The sequence below is a fragment of the Streptomyces sp. NPDC002403 genome (assembly GCF_053593015.1).
Map to the genome: position 1 here is coordinate 40425 of NZ_JBSFBQ010000008.1, position 17302 is coordinate 57726.

General features: G+C 73.0%; 15 protein-coding genes and 1 pseudogene. 8 read left to right on the top strand and 8 right to left on the bottom strand.

Annotation, left to right across the window (positions count from 1 at the left end):
* Nucleotides 1-80: 80 nt before the first annotated feature.
* From ACWCPY_RS12140 to ACWCPY_RS12160, 5 genes are all read left to right on the top strand, one after another.
* Entirely contained in the window at nt 81-1127 is a 1047-nt protein-coding gene (locus ACWCPY_RS12140; RefSeq protein WP_451264213.1) for a DUF917 domain-containing protein, read from the top strand.
* A complete protein-coding gene (locus ACWCPY_RS12145) occupies nt 1124-2464 on the top strand; it encodes a hydantoinase/oxoprolinase N-terminal domain-containing protein (protein ID WP_451264214.1) in 1341 nt (446 codons plus the stop codon). Before ACWCPY_RS12140 ends, ACWCPY_RS12145 begins: the two co-directional genes overlap by 4 nt.
* A gap of 96 nt (nt 2465-2560) precedes the next feature.
* Nucleotides 2561-3997 carry a purine-cytosine permease family protein gene (locus ACWCPY_RS12150; protein ID WP_451264215.1) on the top strand — a complete coding sequence of 479 codons (1437 nt, stop codon included), beginning with the start codon at nt 2561-2563 and terminating at the stop codon, nt 3995-3997.
* A 48-nt stretch (nt 3998-4045) separates the two neighbouring features.
* Nucleotides 4046-5641 carry a hydantoinase/oxoprolinase N-terminal domain-containing protein gene (locus ACWCPY_RS12155; RefSeq protein WP_451264216.1) on the top strand — a complete coding sequence of 532 codons (1596 nt, stop codon included), beginning with the start codon at nt 4046-4048 and terminating at the stop codon, nt 5639-5641.
* Complete coding sequence (locus tag ACWCPY_RS12160; protein ID WP_451264217.1) at nt 5634-6707, top strand: DUF917 domain-containing protein; 1074 nt, start codon at nt 5634-5636, stop codon at nt 6705-6707. Before ACWCPY_RS12155 ends, ACWCPY_RS12160 begins: the two co-directional genes overlap by 8 nt.
* Before the next feature lie 85 nt (nt 6708-6792).
* Here ACWCPY_RS12160 and ACWCPY_RS12165 read toward each other — a convergent pair whose 3' ends face one another.
* The 5 genes from ACWCPY_RS12165 to ACWCPY_RS12185 form a co-directional block, all read right to left on the bottom strand.
* Nucleotides 6793-7236: an SPW repeat protein gene (locus ACWCPY_RS12165; RefSeq protein WP_451264355.1), complete on the bottom strand. Its 444-nt coding sequence runs from the start codon at nt 7234-7236 to the stop codon at nt 6793-6795.
* Nucleotides 7237-7370: 134 nt separating this feature from the next.
* Complete coding sequence (locus ACWCPY_RS12170; RefSeq protein WP_451264218.1) at nt 7371-8336, bottom strand: ADP-ribosylglycohydrolase family protein; 966 nt, start codon at nt 8334-8336, stop codon at nt 7371-7373.
* A gap of 42 nt (nt 8337-8378) precedes the next feature.
* Nucleotides 8379-9908 (bottom strand): molybdopterin-dependent oxidoreductase, encoded by a 1530-nt coding sequence (locus ACWCPY_RS12175; protein ID WP_451264356.1) that lies wholly within the window; start codon nt 9906-9908, stop codon nt 8379-8381.
* A 151-nt stretch (nt 9909-10059) separates the two neighbouring features.
* Nucleotides 10060-11424 carry a cryptochrome/photolyase family protein gene (locus ACWCPY_RS12180; protein ID WP_451264219.1) on the bottom strand — a complete coding sequence of 455 codons (1365 nt, stop codon included), beginning with the start codon at nt 11422-11424 and terminating at the stop codon, nt 10060-10062.
* A gap of 40 nt (nt 11425-11464) precedes the next feature.
* Nucleotides 11465-12049: a sigma-70 family RNA polymerase sigma factor gene (locus ACWCPY_RS12185; RefSeq protein ID WP_451264220.1), complete on the bottom strand. Its 585-nt coding sequence runs from the start codon at nt 12047-12049 to the stop codon at nt 11465-11467.
* A 191-nt stretch (nt 12050-12240) separates the two neighbouring features.
* On the opposite strand from ACWCPY_RS12185, the gene ACWCPY_RS12190 reads away from it, so the two are divergent.
* From ACWCPY_RS12190 to ACWCPY_RS12200, 3 genes are all read left to right on the top strand, one after another.
* Nucleotides 12241-12903 (top strand): PadR family transcriptional regulator, encoded by a 663-nt coding sequence (locus ACWCPY_RS12190; RefSeq protein WP_451264357.1) that lies wholly within the window; start codon nt 12241-12243, stop codon nt 12901-12903.
* A 252-nt stretch (nt 12904-13155) separates the two neighbouring features.
* Entirely contained in the window at nt 13156-14169 is a 1014-nt protein-coding gene (locus tag ACWCPY_RS12195; protein ID WP_451264221.1) for an ATP-binding cassette domain-containing protein, read from the top strand.
* Complete coding sequence (locus tag ACWCPY_RS12200) at nt 14166-14945, top strand: ABC transporter permease (protein WP_451264222.1); 780 nt, start codon at nt 14166-14168, stop codon at nt 14943-14945. Before ACWCPY_RS12195 ends, ACWCPY_RS12200 begins: the two co-directional genes overlap by 4 nt.
* Nucleotides 14946-14952: 7 nt before the next feature.
* Here ACWCPY_RS12200 and ACWCPY_RS12205 read toward each other — a convergent pair.
* The 3 genes and pseudogenes from ACWCPY_RS12205 to ACWCPY_RS12215 all read right to left on the bottom strand — a co-directional run.
* Nucleotides 14953-15242: pseudogene (locus ACWCPY_RS12205) on the bottom strand (abscisic acid-deficient protein Aba4 family protein); the annotation flags it as partial.
* Between the two features lie 137 nt (nt 15243-15379).
* Entirely contained in the window at nt 15380-16222 is an 843-nt protein-coding gene (locus ACWCPY_RS12210; RefSeq protein WP_451264223.1) for a siderophore-interacting protein, read from the bottom strand.
* Between the two features lie 46 nt (nt 16223-16268).
* Complete coding sequence (locus ACWCPY_RS12215) at nt 16269-17177, bottom strand: 5'-3' exonuclease (protein WP_451264358.1); 909 nt, start codon at nt 17175-17177, stop codon at nt 16269-16271.
* Nucleotides 17178-17302 lie beyond the last annotated feature (125 nt).

Below are 17302 nucleotides of genomic sequence, written 5' to 3' on the forward strand. Positions count from 1 at the left end.
GTGCTGCAAGCACACCGGGCCGCGGAAGCGCGGGCCCATGGCCCATGGGGAGCGTGTTCTGTCTCCGTACGCTGGGATTCATGCACGTGGACGCCGGAGCACTCGCCGACTTCGCGCGGGGCTGTGCCGTCCTGGGATCAGGGGGCGGCGGACCCGCCGCTGTGACCCTTCCCGTCGCCGGACAGGCGATCGAGGAGTGCGGTCCGGTGCCCGTCGTCGACCCGGCCGTGCTCCGGGCCGACGCGCTCGTCATGCCCGTGGGGCTCGTGGGATCGCCCGCCGTCGCCGCCGAGCGGATCGGCGGCCGGGAGGAACCGGCACGGCTGCGCGCCCGCTTCGAGGCCCTGCACGGCGCCCCGGTCGCCGCGGTGATGAGCAGCGAGATCGGCGGGCTCAACGGCTGCGTCGCCGTCGCCTGGGCGGCCCGGCTGGGGCTGCCGCTGCTCGACGCCGACTCGATGGGCCGGGCCTTTCCCCGCATGGACCAGAACGTCCTGGAACTGGCCGGGCTGCGCCCGGGACCGGCCGTGCTCGCCGACGAGCACGGCCACACCGTCGTGGTCGACGACGTCGACGGCGCGCACCTGGAACAGTTCGCCCGCGCCGCCGTCGTCGCCTTCGGCGGGCGCGCCGCGTCCACCGACTACCCCCTGACCGCCGGGCAGGCGGCCCGGCACGCCGTCGCCGGATCGGTCACCCGTGCCCTGGCCCTCGGCCGCGGCGAAGGTCCCGCGCCGCTGCTGACCGGCAAGGTCTCGTCCGTCCGGAGGTACGCCACCGAGGACGCCGACGGCGCCGACGCCACCGGCGTCCTGCTGGAGGGCGGCGGCCCCGACGCGGGCCGACTGGTGCTCGTCGAGGCCCGCAGCGAATTCGTCGCGGCCCTGGAGGACGGCACCCCGCTCGCCGTCGTACCGGACGTCATCGCCCTGGTCGACGTGGCGACCGGCTGGGCCGTCCCGGTCGAGGAGGTCCGTTACGGACTGCGCGTCCACCTCGTCACGCTCCCCTCGGACCCCGCCTGGTACACGCCCGAGGGCCTGCGGCTGGCGGGCCCGTCCGCCTTCGGTCTCGCCGGTCTTCCGGACGCCACGGGCGGACGCCGGGCCCCGGGAGGCACACCATGATCCTCGGAGTGGACGTCGGGCCCACCAACACCGACGCCGTGCTGCTCGACGGCGACCGGGCGGTGCGGGCCGTGAAGGTGCCCTCGCTGACCGGTGACGCCGTCGGATCGCTCGCCGCCGCCGTCCGCGCGCTCCCCGCCGAACTGCGCGGCCGGGCCGGCCAGCTCGCCGTGGGCCTGCGGGTCGCCGCCCGCGCGGTCAGGGAGCGGGACGGGCTCGCCCGGGTCGGGGTGCTGCGGGTCGGGGGCGCCGCCGCCGACGCCGTGCGGCCGCTCTTCGGCTGGCCCCGGGCGCTGCGCGACGCCGTGTGCGCGGGTACCGCGAACGTCGGGGGCGGCGGCGGACTGGCCCCCCGTGACCTCGTACCGCTCGACCGGGACGCCGTCGCCCGGTTCGGCGCCTCGCTCGCCGGCCGCGCCGAGGCGTTCGCCGTCACCGCCGTGTTCTCGCCCGTCGACGGCGGCCAGGAACGGGAGGCCGCCGAGATCCTGCGCGCCGAGACCGGTCCCGACACGACCGTCCTGCTCTCCAGCGACGTCGGCACCCTCGACCTGCTGGCCCGCGAGAACGCCACGGTCCTCGACGCCGCCCTGTCCGTGCTGGTGTCCCGGGTCGCCGACGAGCTGACCGCCACCCTGCCCCGGCTCGGACTCGCCCCCGGCGCCGCCGTCCTGGTCACCCGCAGCGACGGCACGCTGATGAGCCTGGAGTACCTGCGCAGGCAGCCCGGACTCAGCCTGGGCAGCGGACCCGCCTGCACCATCCGGGGCGCCGGACTCCTGGCCGGACTCCGGGACGCCGTGGTCGCCGACATCGGGGAACGCCGCGCCCGGGTGGGCGCGCTGACCGGCGGCTACCCGCAGGAGGCGGGGCCCGGCGAACGCATCGGCGGCGTCCCGGTCAGCCTGCGCTTCCCCGACCTGATCACCGTGCGCGCCGACGCCCACCGCGAACTCGCCGAGGCCGCCGACCGGATGCGTCCCGCCGCCGGACTCCTCCCGCTGATCCTGGTCGGCGGCGGGGCGGGCGGCGTACCCGGCGGGGTGCTGACCGGATTCGACGTCGTACGCCCCGAACACGGCGGCGTGGCCGGGGCGTTCGGGGCGGCGGCCAGCCCGGTCGGCGGCCACTGCGACCGCATCGTCAGCCGGGCCCCCGGCCGCCGGCTCGACGCCGTACGCGACGAAGTACGCGACCTGGCCCGCGCCGGTGCCGTACGGGCAGGGGCCGACCCCAGGCGCGTACGCACCCACGCGGAACCGGACCTCCCGGTGCCGTATCTGCCCGGCGCGGTGCTCCTGCGGGCCCGCGCCGTCGGGCCACCCCTCCCGCTCTGAACCCCGCTCCCCGCCCCTTTCCCCTCCCCTTCGGAGCAGCCCGGTGCCGTGCTGCTGCGCCCTCCTGCCCGCCCGCTCACCCGAGGAACCGTCCCCATGACCCAGAAGTTCGATGTGCATCACGAGCCACCCGCACGGACACCGGCGCGGACGGAGCCGCCGCAGCAGGACGAGGACTACCCGCTGGAGCGGGTGCCCCGCGCGGCCCGCTACTCGTGGTTCAACGTCGCGGTGCAGCGTTTCGGCCAGCTCTCCGACCTGACGCAGTTCCTGCTGGGTGCCGCGCTCGGCGCCGGGCTCTCCTTCTGGGGCGCCTTCTGGGCGTTCACGCTCGGCTCGGTGATCCTGGAGATCGTCTGCATATTCGTCGGCATCGCCGGAATGCGGGAGGGCCTGTCCACCTCGATGCTGGTCCGCTGGACCGGCTTCGGCCGTTACGGCTCGACCCTCATCGGACTCGTCATCGCGGTCAGCCTGTTCGGCTGGTTCGGTGTGCAGACGGCGGTGTTCGCGGCCGGGCTGCACTCCATCGTGCCCGCACTGCCGGTCTGGGCCTGGTGCCTGGTCTGCGGGCTCGGTGTCACCGCGCTCGTACTGCGCGGCTTCCGTGCCATGGGCTGGACCGCGTTCGTCACCGTGCCCGCCTTCCTCGGCCTCGCGGGCTGGGCGATGATGGTCGAGTTCTCCCGGCACAACATCGGTGACCTGGTGGCCTCGGCTCCGTTCGGCGCCCACATGTCCATCGCCACCGGCGCGACCATCGTCGCCGGCTCGTACATCGTCGGCGCGGTCACCACCCCCGACATGACCCGCTTCAACCGCAACACCGGCGACGTCGTCAAGCAGACGGTGGTGGGCATCAGCCTCGGCGAGTACGTCCTGGGCCTCGGCGGAGTGCTGCTCGCCTACGCGGTGAAGTCCTCCGACCTGATCGCCATCATCACCTCCTCCTCCGGTGTCATCGGCGTCATCGTCCTGGTCTCCGCCACCGTGAAGATCAACAACTGGAACCTCTACTCGTCCTCGCTCGGCCTGATCGGCGCGGTCGAGGCACTGTTCAAGGTCCGGCTGAACCGGGTCGGCACGACCGTCACGATCGGTGTCCTCGGCAGCCTCGCCGCGGCCGCCGGAATCCTGGACCGGTTCACCGACTTCCTCACGGTGCTCGGTGTCCTCACCCCGCCCGTCGCCGGAATCATGGTCGCCGAGTACTTCGTGGTGAAGAAGTGGCGGCCGCAGCTGGACGCCTCGCGCTCCCTCGGACGGCTGCCCGAGACCGAACCCAGCTGGGTGCCCGCCACGATCGCCCTGTGGGCCGCCGCCTCCCTGTTCGGCTGGCTCGGCGACCACTACCAGTGGTGGGGCATCCCGGCGCTCAACTCACTGCTGCTGGCCGGGCTCGGCTACGTCGTCCTCGGCAAGCTCGGCCTGGTGCGCGGCGCCCGTGACCTGCCCTTCGAACAGCCCGTCCGCCCCGCGGCGGCGATCGAGGCGGAAACGGGCACGGCCTGGTCGCCGAAGGCCGCCGTCTGACCCGTACGCCACCCGAGAACCCCACCCCCTACGAAAGACAGACACACCATGCGCATCGGAATCGACGTCGGAGGAACCAACACCGACGCCGCCCTCCTGGGGGACGACGACCGGATCATCGCGACCGCGAAGACCCCCACCACCTCCGACGTCACCTCCGGCGTGACCTCGGCGATCCGGGCCCTGGACCCGCCGATGGAATCGGTCACCGCCGTGATGATCGGCACGACCCACTTCCTCAACGCGCTGATCGAGGGCGCCAGGCTCGCCCCCGTCGCCGCGGTACGCCTCGGCCTGCCCGCCACGGCGGCGCTGCCGCCGATGACCGACTGGCCGGAGCGCCAGCGGGTGGCCGTCGGAGGACACGGCTATCTCTGCCACGGCGGGCGGGAGTTCGACGGACGGCCGCTGTCGCCGCTCGACCCCGAGGAGCTGAAGCGGACCGCCGCCGACATCGCCGCGCGCGGTCTGACCTCGGTGGCCGTCTCGTCGGTGTTCTCCCCGGTCGCCGAGGAGGACGAGCGCCGGGCCGCCGAGATCCTCGGCGCCGAACTCGGCCCCGGGGTGCACTTCTCGCTCTCGCACGAGCTCGGCCGGGTCGGGCTGCTGGCCCGCGAGAACGCCACGATCATCAACGCGGCCCTGCGCGACCTGGCGACCGTGATCGTGGAGTCGTTCGCCAAGTCGCTCGCCGAGGTGTCGCTGACCGCCCCGTTCTTCCTGTCGCAGAACGACGGCACGCTCATGGACGTGGACTTCGCCCGCGCCTACCCGGTGGCCACCTTCGCGTCGGGGCCCACCAACTCGATGCGTGGCGCCGCCTTCCTGTCCGGGCTCGGCGACTGCGCGGTCGTCGATGTCGGCGGCACCACCGCGGACGTCGGCATCCTGGCCGGCGGCTTCCCGCGCGAGGCGGCGGGGGAGAGCGAGGCCGCGGGCATCCGTACCAACTTCCGTATCCCCGACGTCCTCTCCCTCGGGATCGGCGGCGGCTCCCTGGTGTCGCCGGACGGCGAGACCGGTCCCCGCTCGGTCGGATTCCGGCTCACCGAGGAGGCGCTGGTCTTCGGCGGCTCCACCCTGACCGCCACCGACCTCGCGGTCGCCGCGGGCCGCGCCGACATCGGCGACCGCTCCCGCGTCGCCCACCTGGACCCGGAGTTCACCGCCCGTGCGCTCGACCGGATCGCCGAGCGGCTGGCCGAGACCGTCGACCGCATGCGCACCTCGGCGGGGGCGCTGCCGGTCGTCGCGGTGGGCGGCGGCAGCGTACTGGTGCCCGCGGCCCTGCCCGGTTTCGACGATGTGCGCCGCCCCGGCCACTTCGACGTCGCCAACGCGGTGGGCGCCGCCATCGCCCAGGTCGGCGGAGAGGTGGACCGGGTCTTCCAGGTCCCGGAGGGGCGCCGGGACGCGGTGCTCGCCGAGGCCCGTGAGGAGGCCGTGGGCCGGGCCGAGAGCGCGGGCGCCAGGCCCGGCACGGTCCGCGTCGTCGACGTGGAGGAGGTCCCGCTGGCCTACCTGCCGGGCGGCGCGACCCGTATCCGCGTCAAGGCGGTCGGCGACCTCGACCTGAACGGCATCGGCAGCACCCGTGCCCCGGCCGGGGCACGCGACACCCATGGAGCAGCGTCACATGCGTGAGATCAACCTCGACAACCTGGACGACATCGCGCGCGGCGCGGGCATCCTCGGCACCGGCGGGGGCGGCGACCCGTACATCGGCAAGCTGCTGGCCCGCGAGGCCATCCGCAAGTACGGCCCGGTCCGGCTCGTCGCCTTCGACGAGGTGCCGGCCGACGCGACCGTGGTGCCCGTCTCGGGGATGGGGGCGCCGACGGTGCTGCTGGAACGCGTCCCCGCCGGCGGCGAGGAAGTGGCCGCCCTGCGCGCCCTGGAGAAGCACATCGGCCGGGCCGCCACCCACATCGCGCCGATCGAGGTGGGCGGCGTCAACTCCATGCTGCCCATCGCCTGCGCCGCCGAGGCGGGGCTGCCGCTGGTCGACGGCGATGCCATGGGCCGTGCCTTCCCCGAGGCGCAGATGGTGCTGCCCGGCCTGATCGGGGTGGCCAACACCCCGATGGCGCTCGCCGACGACAAGGGCAACAGCATCATCGTCGACGCCGTCTCCAACCATGCCGCCGAGCGCATCGCGCGGGCCGTCTGCGTGGAGCTCGGCTGCCAGATCTCCAGCGCCGACACCGTGATGCGGGGCGACCAGCTCGCCGCCGGCCTCGTCCCCGACACGCTGACGCTCGCCGAGCGGCTCGGCACCGCCGTGCGCGAGGCGCGCGCCGCGCACACCGACCCGGTGCTTGCGGCCCGGGCGATGCTGTCCGGCACGCATCTGCTGACCGGCAAGGTGATCGACGTGAGCCGCCGCACCCAGGGCGGCTTCGCCCGGGGCAGTGCCCGGATCGAGGGCATCGGCGAGGAAGCGGGCCGGGTGCTGGAGCTCGGCTTCCAGAACGAGCATCTGCTGGCCACCCGCGACGGCGAGACGGTCGCCACCACGCCGGACCTCATCTGTGTGCTGGACACCGACACCGGCGACCCGGTGACCACCGAGGGCCTGCGCTACGGCCTGCGCGTCAGTGTCCTCGCGGCCCCCTGCGACCCGCGCTGGACCAGCCCGGGCGGCCTGGCGCTCGCCGGGCCGCGGTACTTCGGGTACGACGTGGACTATCTGCCGTTCCGGCAGAGCTGACCCGCGGGCCCGACCACACGGGTGCCCGGCCGGTCCGCGCGGAGCGGACCGGCCGGGCACCCCTTGTGCCGAGCGATCCCTTGTCTCAGGCCGCGCGCTTGCCGCTCTTCATGGACACGGCCACGCAGGCCAGTCCCAGCAGCACGGTCAGACCGCCGATGATGACGTTGTTCAGGACGATGCCGAGGCCGGGGCTGCTGCCGACGATCCACGTCGAGAGGATCGTCCAGATTCCCATCGCGCAGATGGCCCAGCTCAGGCCGTACATGCGCTCCGGCATGACGGTGAACCCGAGGCCCAGCGCGGCGATCGCGATACCCATGATCAGGTTGTGCGTCGTGAGTGCGGGCTGACTCGCGGTGAAGTGCAGCACCCACGGCGAGATGGCGCAGTAGAGACCGACGAGGAACACCGGTGCGTCCACAAGGGCCACATCGCGGCCACCGAGCATGCGGTCGTAGCGATCGCGCATTTCGGAAACATCCGGGTGACTGGCCATGTCACGGCCGGTGTGCGAGAGATTTGACATGGGGTTCGTCTCCTTCCCTCCTGCAGCCCGGCCCGTCACTTCCGTGCGATGCGCGGCCTGCAATGTCATTCTGCGCTTATATCGCCCTTATGTGTAGATTCCGGGCCCGCAAAATCCGAGGGAACCGCGTGGGATCACGTGAGGACCCTGTGATCCGGGCCGGCGTCCAGCCGCCCCGCCAGGGCCACCAGGCCGGGCGTCCGCAGCACCCGGTCCCCGTGGCCCGGCAGCGGCACGTGCAGCGGCTCCGTCCAGCGCGGGGGGATCGCGCCGAAGCCGTACACCGCGCCCGCCAGACCGCCGGTCACGGCGGCCACCGTGTCGGTGTCCCCGCCCGTGTCGACGGCCGCCGCCAGGGCGCTCTCGAACGTGTCCGCGGTGCGCAGCGCCCACAGCGCGGTGCCCAGGCACGGCCAGACCGCACCGTTGAACTCCGTAGCCGCCCCGGGGTGCCAGTCCGGCGCGAGGACGGTGGCCCAGCGGCCGCGGTGTTCCTCGTGCACACGGTCCAGGGCGCCCGGGACGGCGCCGAGCGGATCGCCGCCGTCCAGCGCCACCCGGATCAGCTCGTGGAGCACCGCGGTGCCCTCCCAGGCGGCCCGGTCACCATGGGTCAGCGCGGCGATACGGCGGGCCGCGTCCATGGTCGCCGTCCGGCCCCGCGCCGCGAAGTACACGGCGGAGGTGGCCGCCCGCATCAGGGAACCGTTGCCCGCCGCGCGCCCGTTGACCTGGAAGTGCAGCGCCGCCGCGAGGTCCCACGGCTCGCCGCTCGTCAGGACGTCCTCGGTCTGGAGCCCGATGTCCTTCGGGTCGCCCGCCGCCCACCTGCGAAACCGGCCGAACATGTCGGGAAGGTCGAGGCCGCCCCGCTCCAGCAGCGACTCCGCGACCAGCACGGCCATCTGCGTGTCGTCCGTGGCCTCGCCCGGATCCCAGCCGCCGCCCCCGCACATCGTGCCGACGCCGTCCGGGAAGCGTGCCGTGTACACACCGGCGGGGCCGAACTCGAAGGGCGCGCCCAGCGCGTCGCCCACCGCCGAACCGACGACGGCGCCCGCCACCCGGTCCTGCCGTCCCACGCGGCCTGGAGGATTCATCCGGTCAGCGTACGCACGACGCTCCCCCGTCCGTGCGCGGGTTCAGGACACGTCGACCACCACCGAGTGCCAGCCGGTCGCGCCGTCGGGCACGGTGCCCGTGCGCGTGCCGGTCTGGGTGGCGCCGGTTCCGTCGGTGGCGCGGACCTGGAGGGTGTGACGGCCGGGAGTCGCGGGCCACTCCCACACCCACTGGCGCCAGGTGTCCCGGCTGTCCGCGGCGGCGAGCCGGGCCATGTGCCACTTTCCGTCGTCCACCCGGACCTCGACCCGGGAGATGCCGCGGTGCTGGGCCCAGGCCACCCCGGCCACCGGCACGAGGCCGGCCTTCGGGGAGGCGAGCGGGCGGGGGGTGTCGATCCGTGACTCGGTCTTGACCGGTGCCTGCTGGGCCCAGTCCCGCCTGACCCAGTAGGCGTCGTAGGCGGCGAACGTCGTCAGCTCGATGTCCTCGATCCACTTGCAGGCGGAGACGTATCCGTACAGGCCGGGTACGACCATCCGGACCGGGAAGCCGTGCTCGAAGGGCAGCGGTTCGCCGTTCATTCCGAAGGCCAGCATCGCCTCGCGCCCGTCCATGACCGTCCCGACCGGGGTGCCGATCGTCATGCCGTCGACGGAACGCGCCACGAGCTGGTCGGCGGGGCCGCCCTCGGACGGGGGGCGTACTCCGGCGTCGCGCAGGAGATCGGCCAGCCGCACGCCGAGCCACCTGGCGTTGCCGACGTAGGGTCCGCCGACCTCGTTGGACACGCAGGCCAGGGTGATGTCGCGTTCGACGACCTCCCTGCGCAGCAGGTCGTCGAGGCCGACGGTGACGGGCCGCGCCACACCCCTGCCATGGATCCTCAGCCGCCATGTGGCGGCGTCGACGCGTGGCACGACCAGAGCCGTGTCCACCCGGTAGAAGTCCTTGTTCGGGGTGATGAACGGGCTCAGCCCCGGGATCCTCAGATCGGCACCGGCCGGGATCTCCGGTGCGGGGGACCGCGGCGCCGGGAGGACCAGGTCATGACGGGAGGCATAGGCCCCGGCCTGGACGGAGGAGGTGAGCCGCCGGCCCAGGAGTCCCGCGCCCGCCGAGGCCGCCGCTGTGGCGGTGGCCGCGACCACGAAGCCCCGGCGGTCGAAGCCGCCGTCCGCCCCTCTGCCCCGTTCCCCGGCTGCGGGAGGAGGCACCGGTGCCAGCCGTCCGACCAGGAGGTACAGCACCGCGACGGCCACCGCGGCACCCACCACCGAGGGCAGTGCGTCGGCCGGCGCGCCCTCCGGACGCCCTGTCGCCGCCACGGCCCCGACCAGGCCGAAGACCAGGACGGCGGCGGACCCCATCCGCCGGTGCCGCAGCGCCAGCACCCCGATCACCATGGCGAAGAGCGCCAGAAGGATCAGGATCCCGAGCTGGAGCGCCAGCTTGTCGGCGGTGCCGAAGTTCCGTACGGCGAACTCCCGCACGGCCGGGGGAGCGCGGTCGATCACCGCACCGCCCACCGCCGTGACCGGGCCCGCCTCGGGACGTACCAGAGCCGCGGCCAGCTCGGCGACCGCCAGGGCGCAGAACCCGGCGATCAGACCGCTGAGCGCGGCGAGGGCGGTGCGCGTCCCGCCCGGCCGCGGGGGCCGGGCGGACCCGGTCCGCGGTGCGTCGTCTCGATCTCCACTCACGACGGGGATTCGTCGCCCGGGTCCGGGCGGATTGCTCCCTCACCCGATCGATCGCGGGTCAGTCCAGGCCGCGTGCACGTTCGAACCGGGCCCGTGCCTCCGCGAGGCCGACGAGCGGATCCGGGTAGTCGATCGCGGCCCGGCGCGGCCCGGTGATCTTCCACGGCTCGTGGATCTCGCCGCGCGCCAGTTCCGCGAGTTCGGGCACCCAGCGGCGCACATAGGCGCCGTGCGGATCGAACCGCTTGCCCTGGACCACCGGGTTGAGGACCCGGTTGGGGCGGGTGTCGGTGCCGGTGCCCGCCATCCACTGCCAGTTGAGCTGATTGTTCGCCACGTCGCCGTCGACCAGCAGGTCCAGGAAGTGCCGGGCGCCCACCCGCCAGTCCGCGTACAAGGTCTTGGTGAGGAAGCCGGCCACGAGCATCCGGCCCCGGTTGTGCATCCAGCCCTCGTACGCCAGCTGTCGCATCGCCGCGTCGACCAGCGGGTAGCCGGTGCGCCCCGCACGCCAGGCCTCGATCTCGTCCGCGTCGGACCGCCACCGGTCGTGCCGTGTGCGGTAGTCCTCCCGGGCGGCGTCCGGCCGTGCGGCGAGCACCTGGTGGTGGAAGTCCCGCCACGCGAGCTGCCGGACGAACGCGTCGGCGCCCGGTCCGCCGCGTTCCCTCGCCCGGTTGATCACTTCGGCCGCCGAGAGGCAGCCGAAGTGGAGGTGGGGGGAGAGCCGGGAGGTCGCGTCACCGGCCAGATCGTCGTGACCGTGCTCGTAGTCGGCCAGCGGGCCGTGCAGCCAGGACGACAGCAGCCGGCGTCCGGCCGACTCGCCGCCTGCGGCGAGCCCGGGGGAGACGCCGGTGACCTCCGTCCGCCCGGGCGGCGTCCCCGGCTCCACGCCGTCCGGCAGCCGCACCGCGCGGGGCGCGGCCAGTGTTCCCCGTACGCCCGCCTCCTCCCAACGGCGCAGGTACGGCGTGAACACCGCGTAGTGATCACGGCCCGCCGGGACGACCCGGCCCGGGGCGACCGCGGTGACCACCGCGTCGTGGACGTGCAGGGCGCAGCCGGCCTCCGCGAGAGCCGTGCGCAGCCCGCTCTCGCGGTGCGTCGCGTACCCGCTCACCCCGCCGGCGACGTGCAGACTCCGCGCACCGGTCTCCACGGCCACGGCACGGGCGGCGGCCACCACGTCGCCGTCCCGGACGACGAGCCGCCCGCCGCGGCGGCGCAGGGCCGCGTCGAGGTCGGTGAGGCAGTCGGCGAGGAACGCCCGCCGGTTCGGCGCGTCGAAGCCGGCCCGGTGGATGCCCCGGTCGCGTACGAACAGCGGAACGACGGCATCCGCGTCCCGTACCGCGGCCCGCAGCACCGGGTTGTCGTGCACCCGCAGGTCGGAGGTGAACAGTGCGACGGAGACGGTCATGCAGATGTGTCCTTCCCGATGGAGGTCGTGCCGGCGTCGTTCATGTCTGGTCCCCGAGGCAGTCGCGCAGCCGGATCAGCCCGTCGCGCAGCCGTGTCTTGACCGTCCCGAGCGGTACGGACAGCAGCTCCGACACCTCGCGTTGGGTCAGCCCCTGGTAGTAGGCGAGGGTCACGGACTGGCGCTGCACCTCGGAGAGCGTCCGCACACAGCCGCGGACCTGTTCGCGCTCCAGCCGGGTCTCCACCTCTTCGGTGACCTGGTCGAAGGCGGGCGTACGGTCCAGCAGCGCCGCCCTGTGCTCACGGGCCGCCGAAGCCTCGGCCGAGCGCACCCGGTCCACGGCCCGGCGGTGGGCGACGGTCAGCACCCAGTTCATCGCGCTGCCCCGGGAAGCCCGGAAACGAGCGGCCGACCGCCAGACCTCGACCAGGACCTCCTGCGCGACCTCCTCGGACTGGGCGCGATCGCGCAGCACGCTCCGCACGAGCCCGAGGACGGGCCCGCTCACCGTCTCGTACACCGTGGCGAAGGCTTCCTGGTCGCCCCGGGCCACCAGCCCCAGCAGTTCCTGGAGATCGGGCCCCGCCGACGGCGCTCCGCTGCGGTGCAGGGCTTCTTTCACGCGGGCTCCTCCCTGATCGCGCATCGGCTCCCCGAAGTGATCCGGGACCGACGGAAGCGCGGATTGGTCAGTGCGCGAGATCCTTCCACGCCTCCCGAAATTCGCGATACATCGTGGTTGACGCGTCTGGGTGAACGCGATATGTTCGCCCACGAGTATTCGATGACGAGGTAAAAAGGGTGGTGGGGTCGGTGGCCAAGCGGCGCAAGCTCAGCAATCCGCTGGCGCTGACGGTCATGGTGCTGCTCGCCGAGCGCTCCATGCACCCGTACGAGATCGCCCAGACGCTTCGGCGGCGCGGCAAGGAACACAGCGTCAAGATCAATTTCGGCTCGCTCTACACCGTCGTCCAGAACCTGGAGAAGCACGGGTACGTGGAGGTGGCCGGCGTCCAGCGGCAGGGCAACCGCCCCGAGCGCACGCTCTACGGCATCACCGGGGCCGGGCGTGCGGAGATGCTGGACTGGCTCTCCGATCTGCTCGCCGTGCCCGCCGCCGAGTACCCGGTCTTCGAGACGGCGCTGTCGCTGCTGCCGGTGCTGCCGCCGCAGGACGTGGCGGAGCTGATGGAGACCCGGGGGGCGGCGCTGGCGATCCAGGCGGCGGCCCTGCGGGGCGTCCTCGGTCAGCTGGGGGAGAAGCTGCCCCGCGTCTTCGTCATCGAGACCGAATACCAGCTGCACATGATCGACGCACAGCTGGAGTGGATCAACGACTTCCGCACCGAACTGACCGACGAGACCATCAGCGGCATCGAGGAGTGGAAGTCCTTCCACGAGACAGGTGCAGTCCCGCAGGACTGGCAGGACCTGGACGAGCAGGAGATCGTCCTGGACCCGCAGCGGAACGGCTGAGGCCGGGGCCGGCGCTGATCCGCCGGACCGAGACCTGGACGCAGGAAACAGACAGGGAAAGACCCCGGTGGGAGCTGTTGGAGCAGCGACCGCCGGGGTCTCGAACCCCGAACCGGTCACGCCGTGGAGGCGAGCCGGGCGATCGAGGTGCGGCACACCAAGGATAGCCCGGCGCTCTTCGCGCGGACCGGCTCGGCATACCCGAGTGCTCGGTGCACCCGAGCACCCCGCCGACCACAGGAGAGCTCTGCCATGAGCACCCGTGCGCCCGCAGTAGTGGCGCGAGACCTGATCAAGACCTATCCCGGCGATGTCACCGCCCTGGGCGGCATGGACCTCGCCATCGAGACCGGCACGGTCTTCGGACTGCTCGGCCCCAACGGCGCCGGCAAGTCCACCACCGTCAAGATCCTCACCACCCTGGCCCGTCCCGACTCCGGCACCGCGACCGTCGCCGGACACGACGTGCTGCGTCACCCCGACCGGGTCCGCCGCGCCATCGGTGTCGTGGCCCAGAAGTCCGGCGCCGACCCGGTCGCCACCGGCCGGGAGAACCTCCTGCTCCAGGGCAGGCTGTACGGGATGCGGGGCGCGGCCGTCCGGCACCGCGCCGATGAGCTGCTGGACCGCTTCGACCTCGCCGACGCGGGGAACCGCCAGGTCAAGGGGTACTCCGGAGGGATGCAGCGCCGCCTCGACGTGGCGCTCGGCCTGGTCCACCGCCCCGAGGTGCTCTTTCTCGACGAACCCACCACCGGGCTCGACCCCGAGGCCCGTACGGCGATGTGGGACGAGATCGCCCGGCTGGCCGGGGACGAGGGGCTGACCATCGTCCTCACCACGCACTACCTGGAGGAGGCCGACCGGCTCGCCGAGCGGATCGCGATCGTCGACCGCGGCCGGGTCGTCGTCGAAGGCACCCCCGACGAGCTCAAGGGCGAACTCCGGGGCGACGCCGTCCACATGGAGCTGCGCGCCGAGGGCGACGCCGGGATGATCACCGCCGCGCTCGGCGGACTGCCCGGTGTGCACGAGGCGCTGGTCGACGGCCGTCGGGTGAGCGTGCGCGCCGGGGACGGCGCCGCGGCCGTCCCCGTCCTGCTCGCCGCCCTGGAGCGGGCCGGCGCGGCGGTCGCCGCTGCCACCGTGGCCCGCCCCTCTCTCGACGACGTCTATCTGCGCTACGCCGGACGCCGCTTCGCCGACGCCGAAGCCGCGTCCGCCCGGCAGACCCCCGTCCTCAGCGCCGCCGGAGGCGACCGATGAGCAGCCGCGCACTCGCCCAGACCTGGTACATGACCCAGCGTCAGCTCATGCAGATCGTCCGGCAGCCGATCTTCCTGGCGATCTCCCTGATCCAGCCGGTGATCTGGCTGTTCCTGTTCGGCAATCTCTTCAGGAAGGTCGTCGAGCTCGGTGGCTTCGGCACCACGTCCTATCTGGACTACCTGATCCCCGGCATCGTGGTGATGAGCGCGCTCGGATCGAGCATGTGGGCCGGGATGGGCACCCTGGAGGAGATCGAGCGGGGCACCCTGAACCGCTTCCTGACCACGCCGGTCAGCCGCAACGCGCTGATGAACGCCAACGTCGTGCAGAACGGCATCAGCACGGCCGTGCAGTCCGTCGTCATCGTGCTGCTCGGCCGGGCCGCCGGAGCCGCCTACCCGGGCGGTGCGGGCGGACTGCTGATCCTGGTCGTCGCCTCGGTGCTGCTCGGAACGGTCTTCGGCGCGCTCTCCAACGCCCTGGGGATGCTGGTCCGCCGGCGCGAGTCGATCATCGGCATCAACACCTTCCTGCTGCTGCCGCTGACCTTCCTCTCCTCCTCCTTCATGGCCCCGGGCCAGATGCCGTCCTGGATGCGGCACATCGCCGACTTCAACCCCGTCAACTGGGCGATGGTGGCCGGACGTTCGGCTCTGAACGGTGACCCGGACTGGGGTGTGGTGCTCGGTCGCGGGGGAGCCCTTCTGGTCCTCGCGGTGGTGGCGGTCGGGCTGTCGACCCGTACGTTCCGCTCGTACCAGAAGTCCGTCTGACGCGCGCCTACGGAAACGTCGCGCCATCGACCCGGTCCGGGACCGGATCCCCGGGCCGGGTCCTCGGTTTCCGTACCGCCCTCAGCGCGAGGAAGACCAGCAGCCCGAACGGCGAGAGCAGGATCGTCAGCACCAGCAACGGCCCCATCACCAGCGGGGAGATCCCCAGCCGGCGCCCTTCCAGGAACATCCACTGGCCCAGCAGCAGATCCCAGGCGATCACCTGCGCCCAGATCGCCGCACGGCCATGACCAGGTAGAGCACCAGCACCGGCAGAACGGTGAGCGGCGAGGCGGCGCGCGGCGCCGAGGGGTGATTCCGCGCCCCGGACGCGCGTACGCCCCGGCGACCACCAGGGCCTCTCGTCTGGGTCAGGCCAAACGGAAGACCCTGGAACCCGAGGCCGGCCGGGGCGTACGGGTGTGATTCCGGTGTTACGCGGCGCTCTCCTGCTCGCGCTCCACCTGCGCGTTCCACTCGCGCTTGACCGAGCGCCAGGCGTCGTCGTTCTGGCCGAGCCGCCAGTAGCCCGAGATGGACAGCCGGTCGAGCGGGATCTCGCGGTCCAGACGCAGATGGCGGCGGATCTCCTTCACGAAGCCCGCCTCGCCGTGCACGAACGCCTGGACCTCGCCCGCGGGGAACTCCAGCTCCTTGACGGCGGCGGTCAGCGCCTCGCCGACGGGCCGGTCGCCGCGGTGCAGCCAGGTCACGGCCACCCCGTCGGGCGTCACGATCTTCTGCTCCTCCGAGGCGTCCGGCACCTCGACGAAGGCGTGCACCAGTGCGCCCGCCGGCATCTGCTCCAGCGCCGCCGCGATCGCCGGCAGCGCGCTCTCGTCGCCGGCCAGCAGGTGCCAGTCGGCCGAGGCCTGCGGCCCGTAACCGCCGCCGGGGCCGAGGAAGGTCACCTGCTCGCCCACCCGTGCCCGCTGGGCCCATGGTCCCGCGAGGCCCTCGTCGCCGTGCACGACGAAGTCGACGGCCATCTCCCGGGTGACCGGGTCCCACGAGCGCACGGTGTACGTACGGGTGGTGGGCCACAGCTCGCGCGGGTAGGCCTCCCGGATGGCGGCCATGTCGAACGGGTGGGCGTAGTCCGCGCCCTCGGGCGCGAAGCACAGCTTGATGTAGTGGTCGGTGAAGCCGGAGAGGGTGAAGTCCGCGAGCCCTTCGCCGCCGAGGACCACCCGCACCATGTGCGGGGTGATCTGCTCGGTGCGCACGACCTGCGCCCCCTGGGCCTTGGGTCCCTGCCGGGCCGGCCGCTCTGCCACGAGGTACTCCCTGATTCGAAGACTTAGGTATACCTAAGTTAGCACCTCAGTGCTCAAGGACGGTCAGCAGCCGCCGCATCGCCCCGCCCAGCCCCCACCGCGCCGCCAGCGCCTCCAGGGCGGCCGGGTCGCGCGGCTCGCGCGGCAGCGCCGGATCGAAGTCGGGCAGGGGGACGTCCCCGGCCACCCGGACCACCTTCGGCGCGACGGCCACATAGGCGCGCGACTCGTCCAGCCGCTTGCGCTGCGACGGGGTCAGCTTCGCCTTCGGGTCGTCCACCGCCGCCATGATCCCGTCGAGATCGCCGTACGCGTCCAGCAGCTTCGCCGCCGTCTTCTCGCCGATGCCGGGGACGCCCGGGAGCCCGTCGCTCGGGTCGCCGCGCAACAGCGCCAGATCGACGTAGCCCGCGCCGTCCACGCCGTACTTCTCGCGCAGCCACGCCTCGTCGGTCACCTGGAGCGTGCCGACGCCCTTGAGCGGGTAGAGCACGCGCACCTGACGGGCGTCGTCGACCAGCTGATACAGGTCGCGGTCGCCGGTGACGATGTCCACCGGGCCGGTCGCCCGCGCCGTGAGGGTGCCGATGACGTCGTCCGCCTCGTACGGCGTGACGCCGACCCGGGCGATCCCGAGGGCCGCCAGCACGTCCTCGATGATCGGGACCTGCGGGGACAGCGTGTCGGGGATCTCCTCCTCGTCCGTCTGCCCGGCGGGCGTCTCCTCGGCGACCCGGTGCGCCTTGTACGTCGGGATCAGGTCGACCCGCCACTGGGGACGCCAGTCGTTGTCCCAGCAGGCGACCAGATCGTCCGGCCGGTGGTCCTGCACCAGGCGGCCGATGAAGTCGAGGAGCCCGCGCACGGCGTTCACGGGCGTCCCGTCCGGCGCGCGCACCGAGTCGGGCACCCCGAAATAGGCGCGGAAGTACAGGGAGGCGGTGTCGAGGAGCATCAGGCGTCGCGTCACACCCCGATGATGCCGCACACCACCGACACCGGCCGTCGCGGACGCCGGCCGAGGGGGTGCGTGGGCGAGGCGGGCGGGTGGCTGCAATCATCCGTTCATGTGTGACCTGG

Excerpts from the sequence above, each read along its gene's own strand:
- ACWCPY_RS12150 (WP_451264215.1), top strand. The coding sequence starts at position 2,561 with ATGACCCAGAAGTTCGATGTGCATCACGAGCCACCCGCACGGACACCG.
- ACWCPY_RS12180 (WP_451264219.1), bottom strand. The coding sequence starts at position 11,424 with ATGACCGTCTCCGTCGCACTGTTCACCTCCGACCTGCGGGTGCACGAC.
- ACWCPY_RS12170 (WP_451264218.1), bottom strand. The coding sequence starts at position 8,336 with ATGAATCCTCCAGGCCGCGTGGGACGGCAGGACCGGGTGGCGGGCGCC.
- ACWCPY_RS12165 (WP_451264355.1), bottom strand. The coding sequence starts at position 7,236 with ATGTCAAATCTCTCGCACACCGGCCGTGACATGGCCAGTCACCCGGAT.
- ACWCPY_RS12145 (WP_451264214.1), top strand. The coding sequence starts at position 1,124 with ATGATCCTCGGAGTGGACGTCGGGCCCACCAACACCGACGCCGTGCTG.
- ACWCPY_RS12195 (WP_451264221.1), top strand. The coding sequence starts at position 13,156 with ATGAGCACCCGTGCGCCCGCAGTAGTGGCGCGAGACCTGATCAAGACC.
- ACWCPY_RS12140 (WP_451264213.1), top strand. The coding sequence starts at position 81 with ATGCACGTGGACGCCGGAGCACTCGCCGACTTCGCGCGGGGCTGTGCC.
- ACWCPY_RS12160 (WP_451264217.1), top strand. The coding sequence starts at position 5,634 with ATGCGTGAGATCAACCTCGACAACCTGGACGACATCGCGCGCGGCGCG.
- ACWCPY_RS12200 (WP_451264222.1), top strand. The coding sequence starts at position 14,166 with ATGAGCAGCCGCGCACTCGCCCAGACCTGGTACATGACCCAGCGTCAG.
- ACWCPY_RS12215 (WP_451264358.1), bottom strand. The coding sequence starts at position 17,177 with ATGCTCCTCGACACCGCCTCCCTGTACTTCCGCGCCTATTTCGGGGTG.
- ACWCPY_RS12155 (WP_451264216.1), top strand. The coding sequence starts at position 4,046 with ATGCGCATCGGAATCGACGTCGGAGGAACCAACACCGACGCCGCCCTC.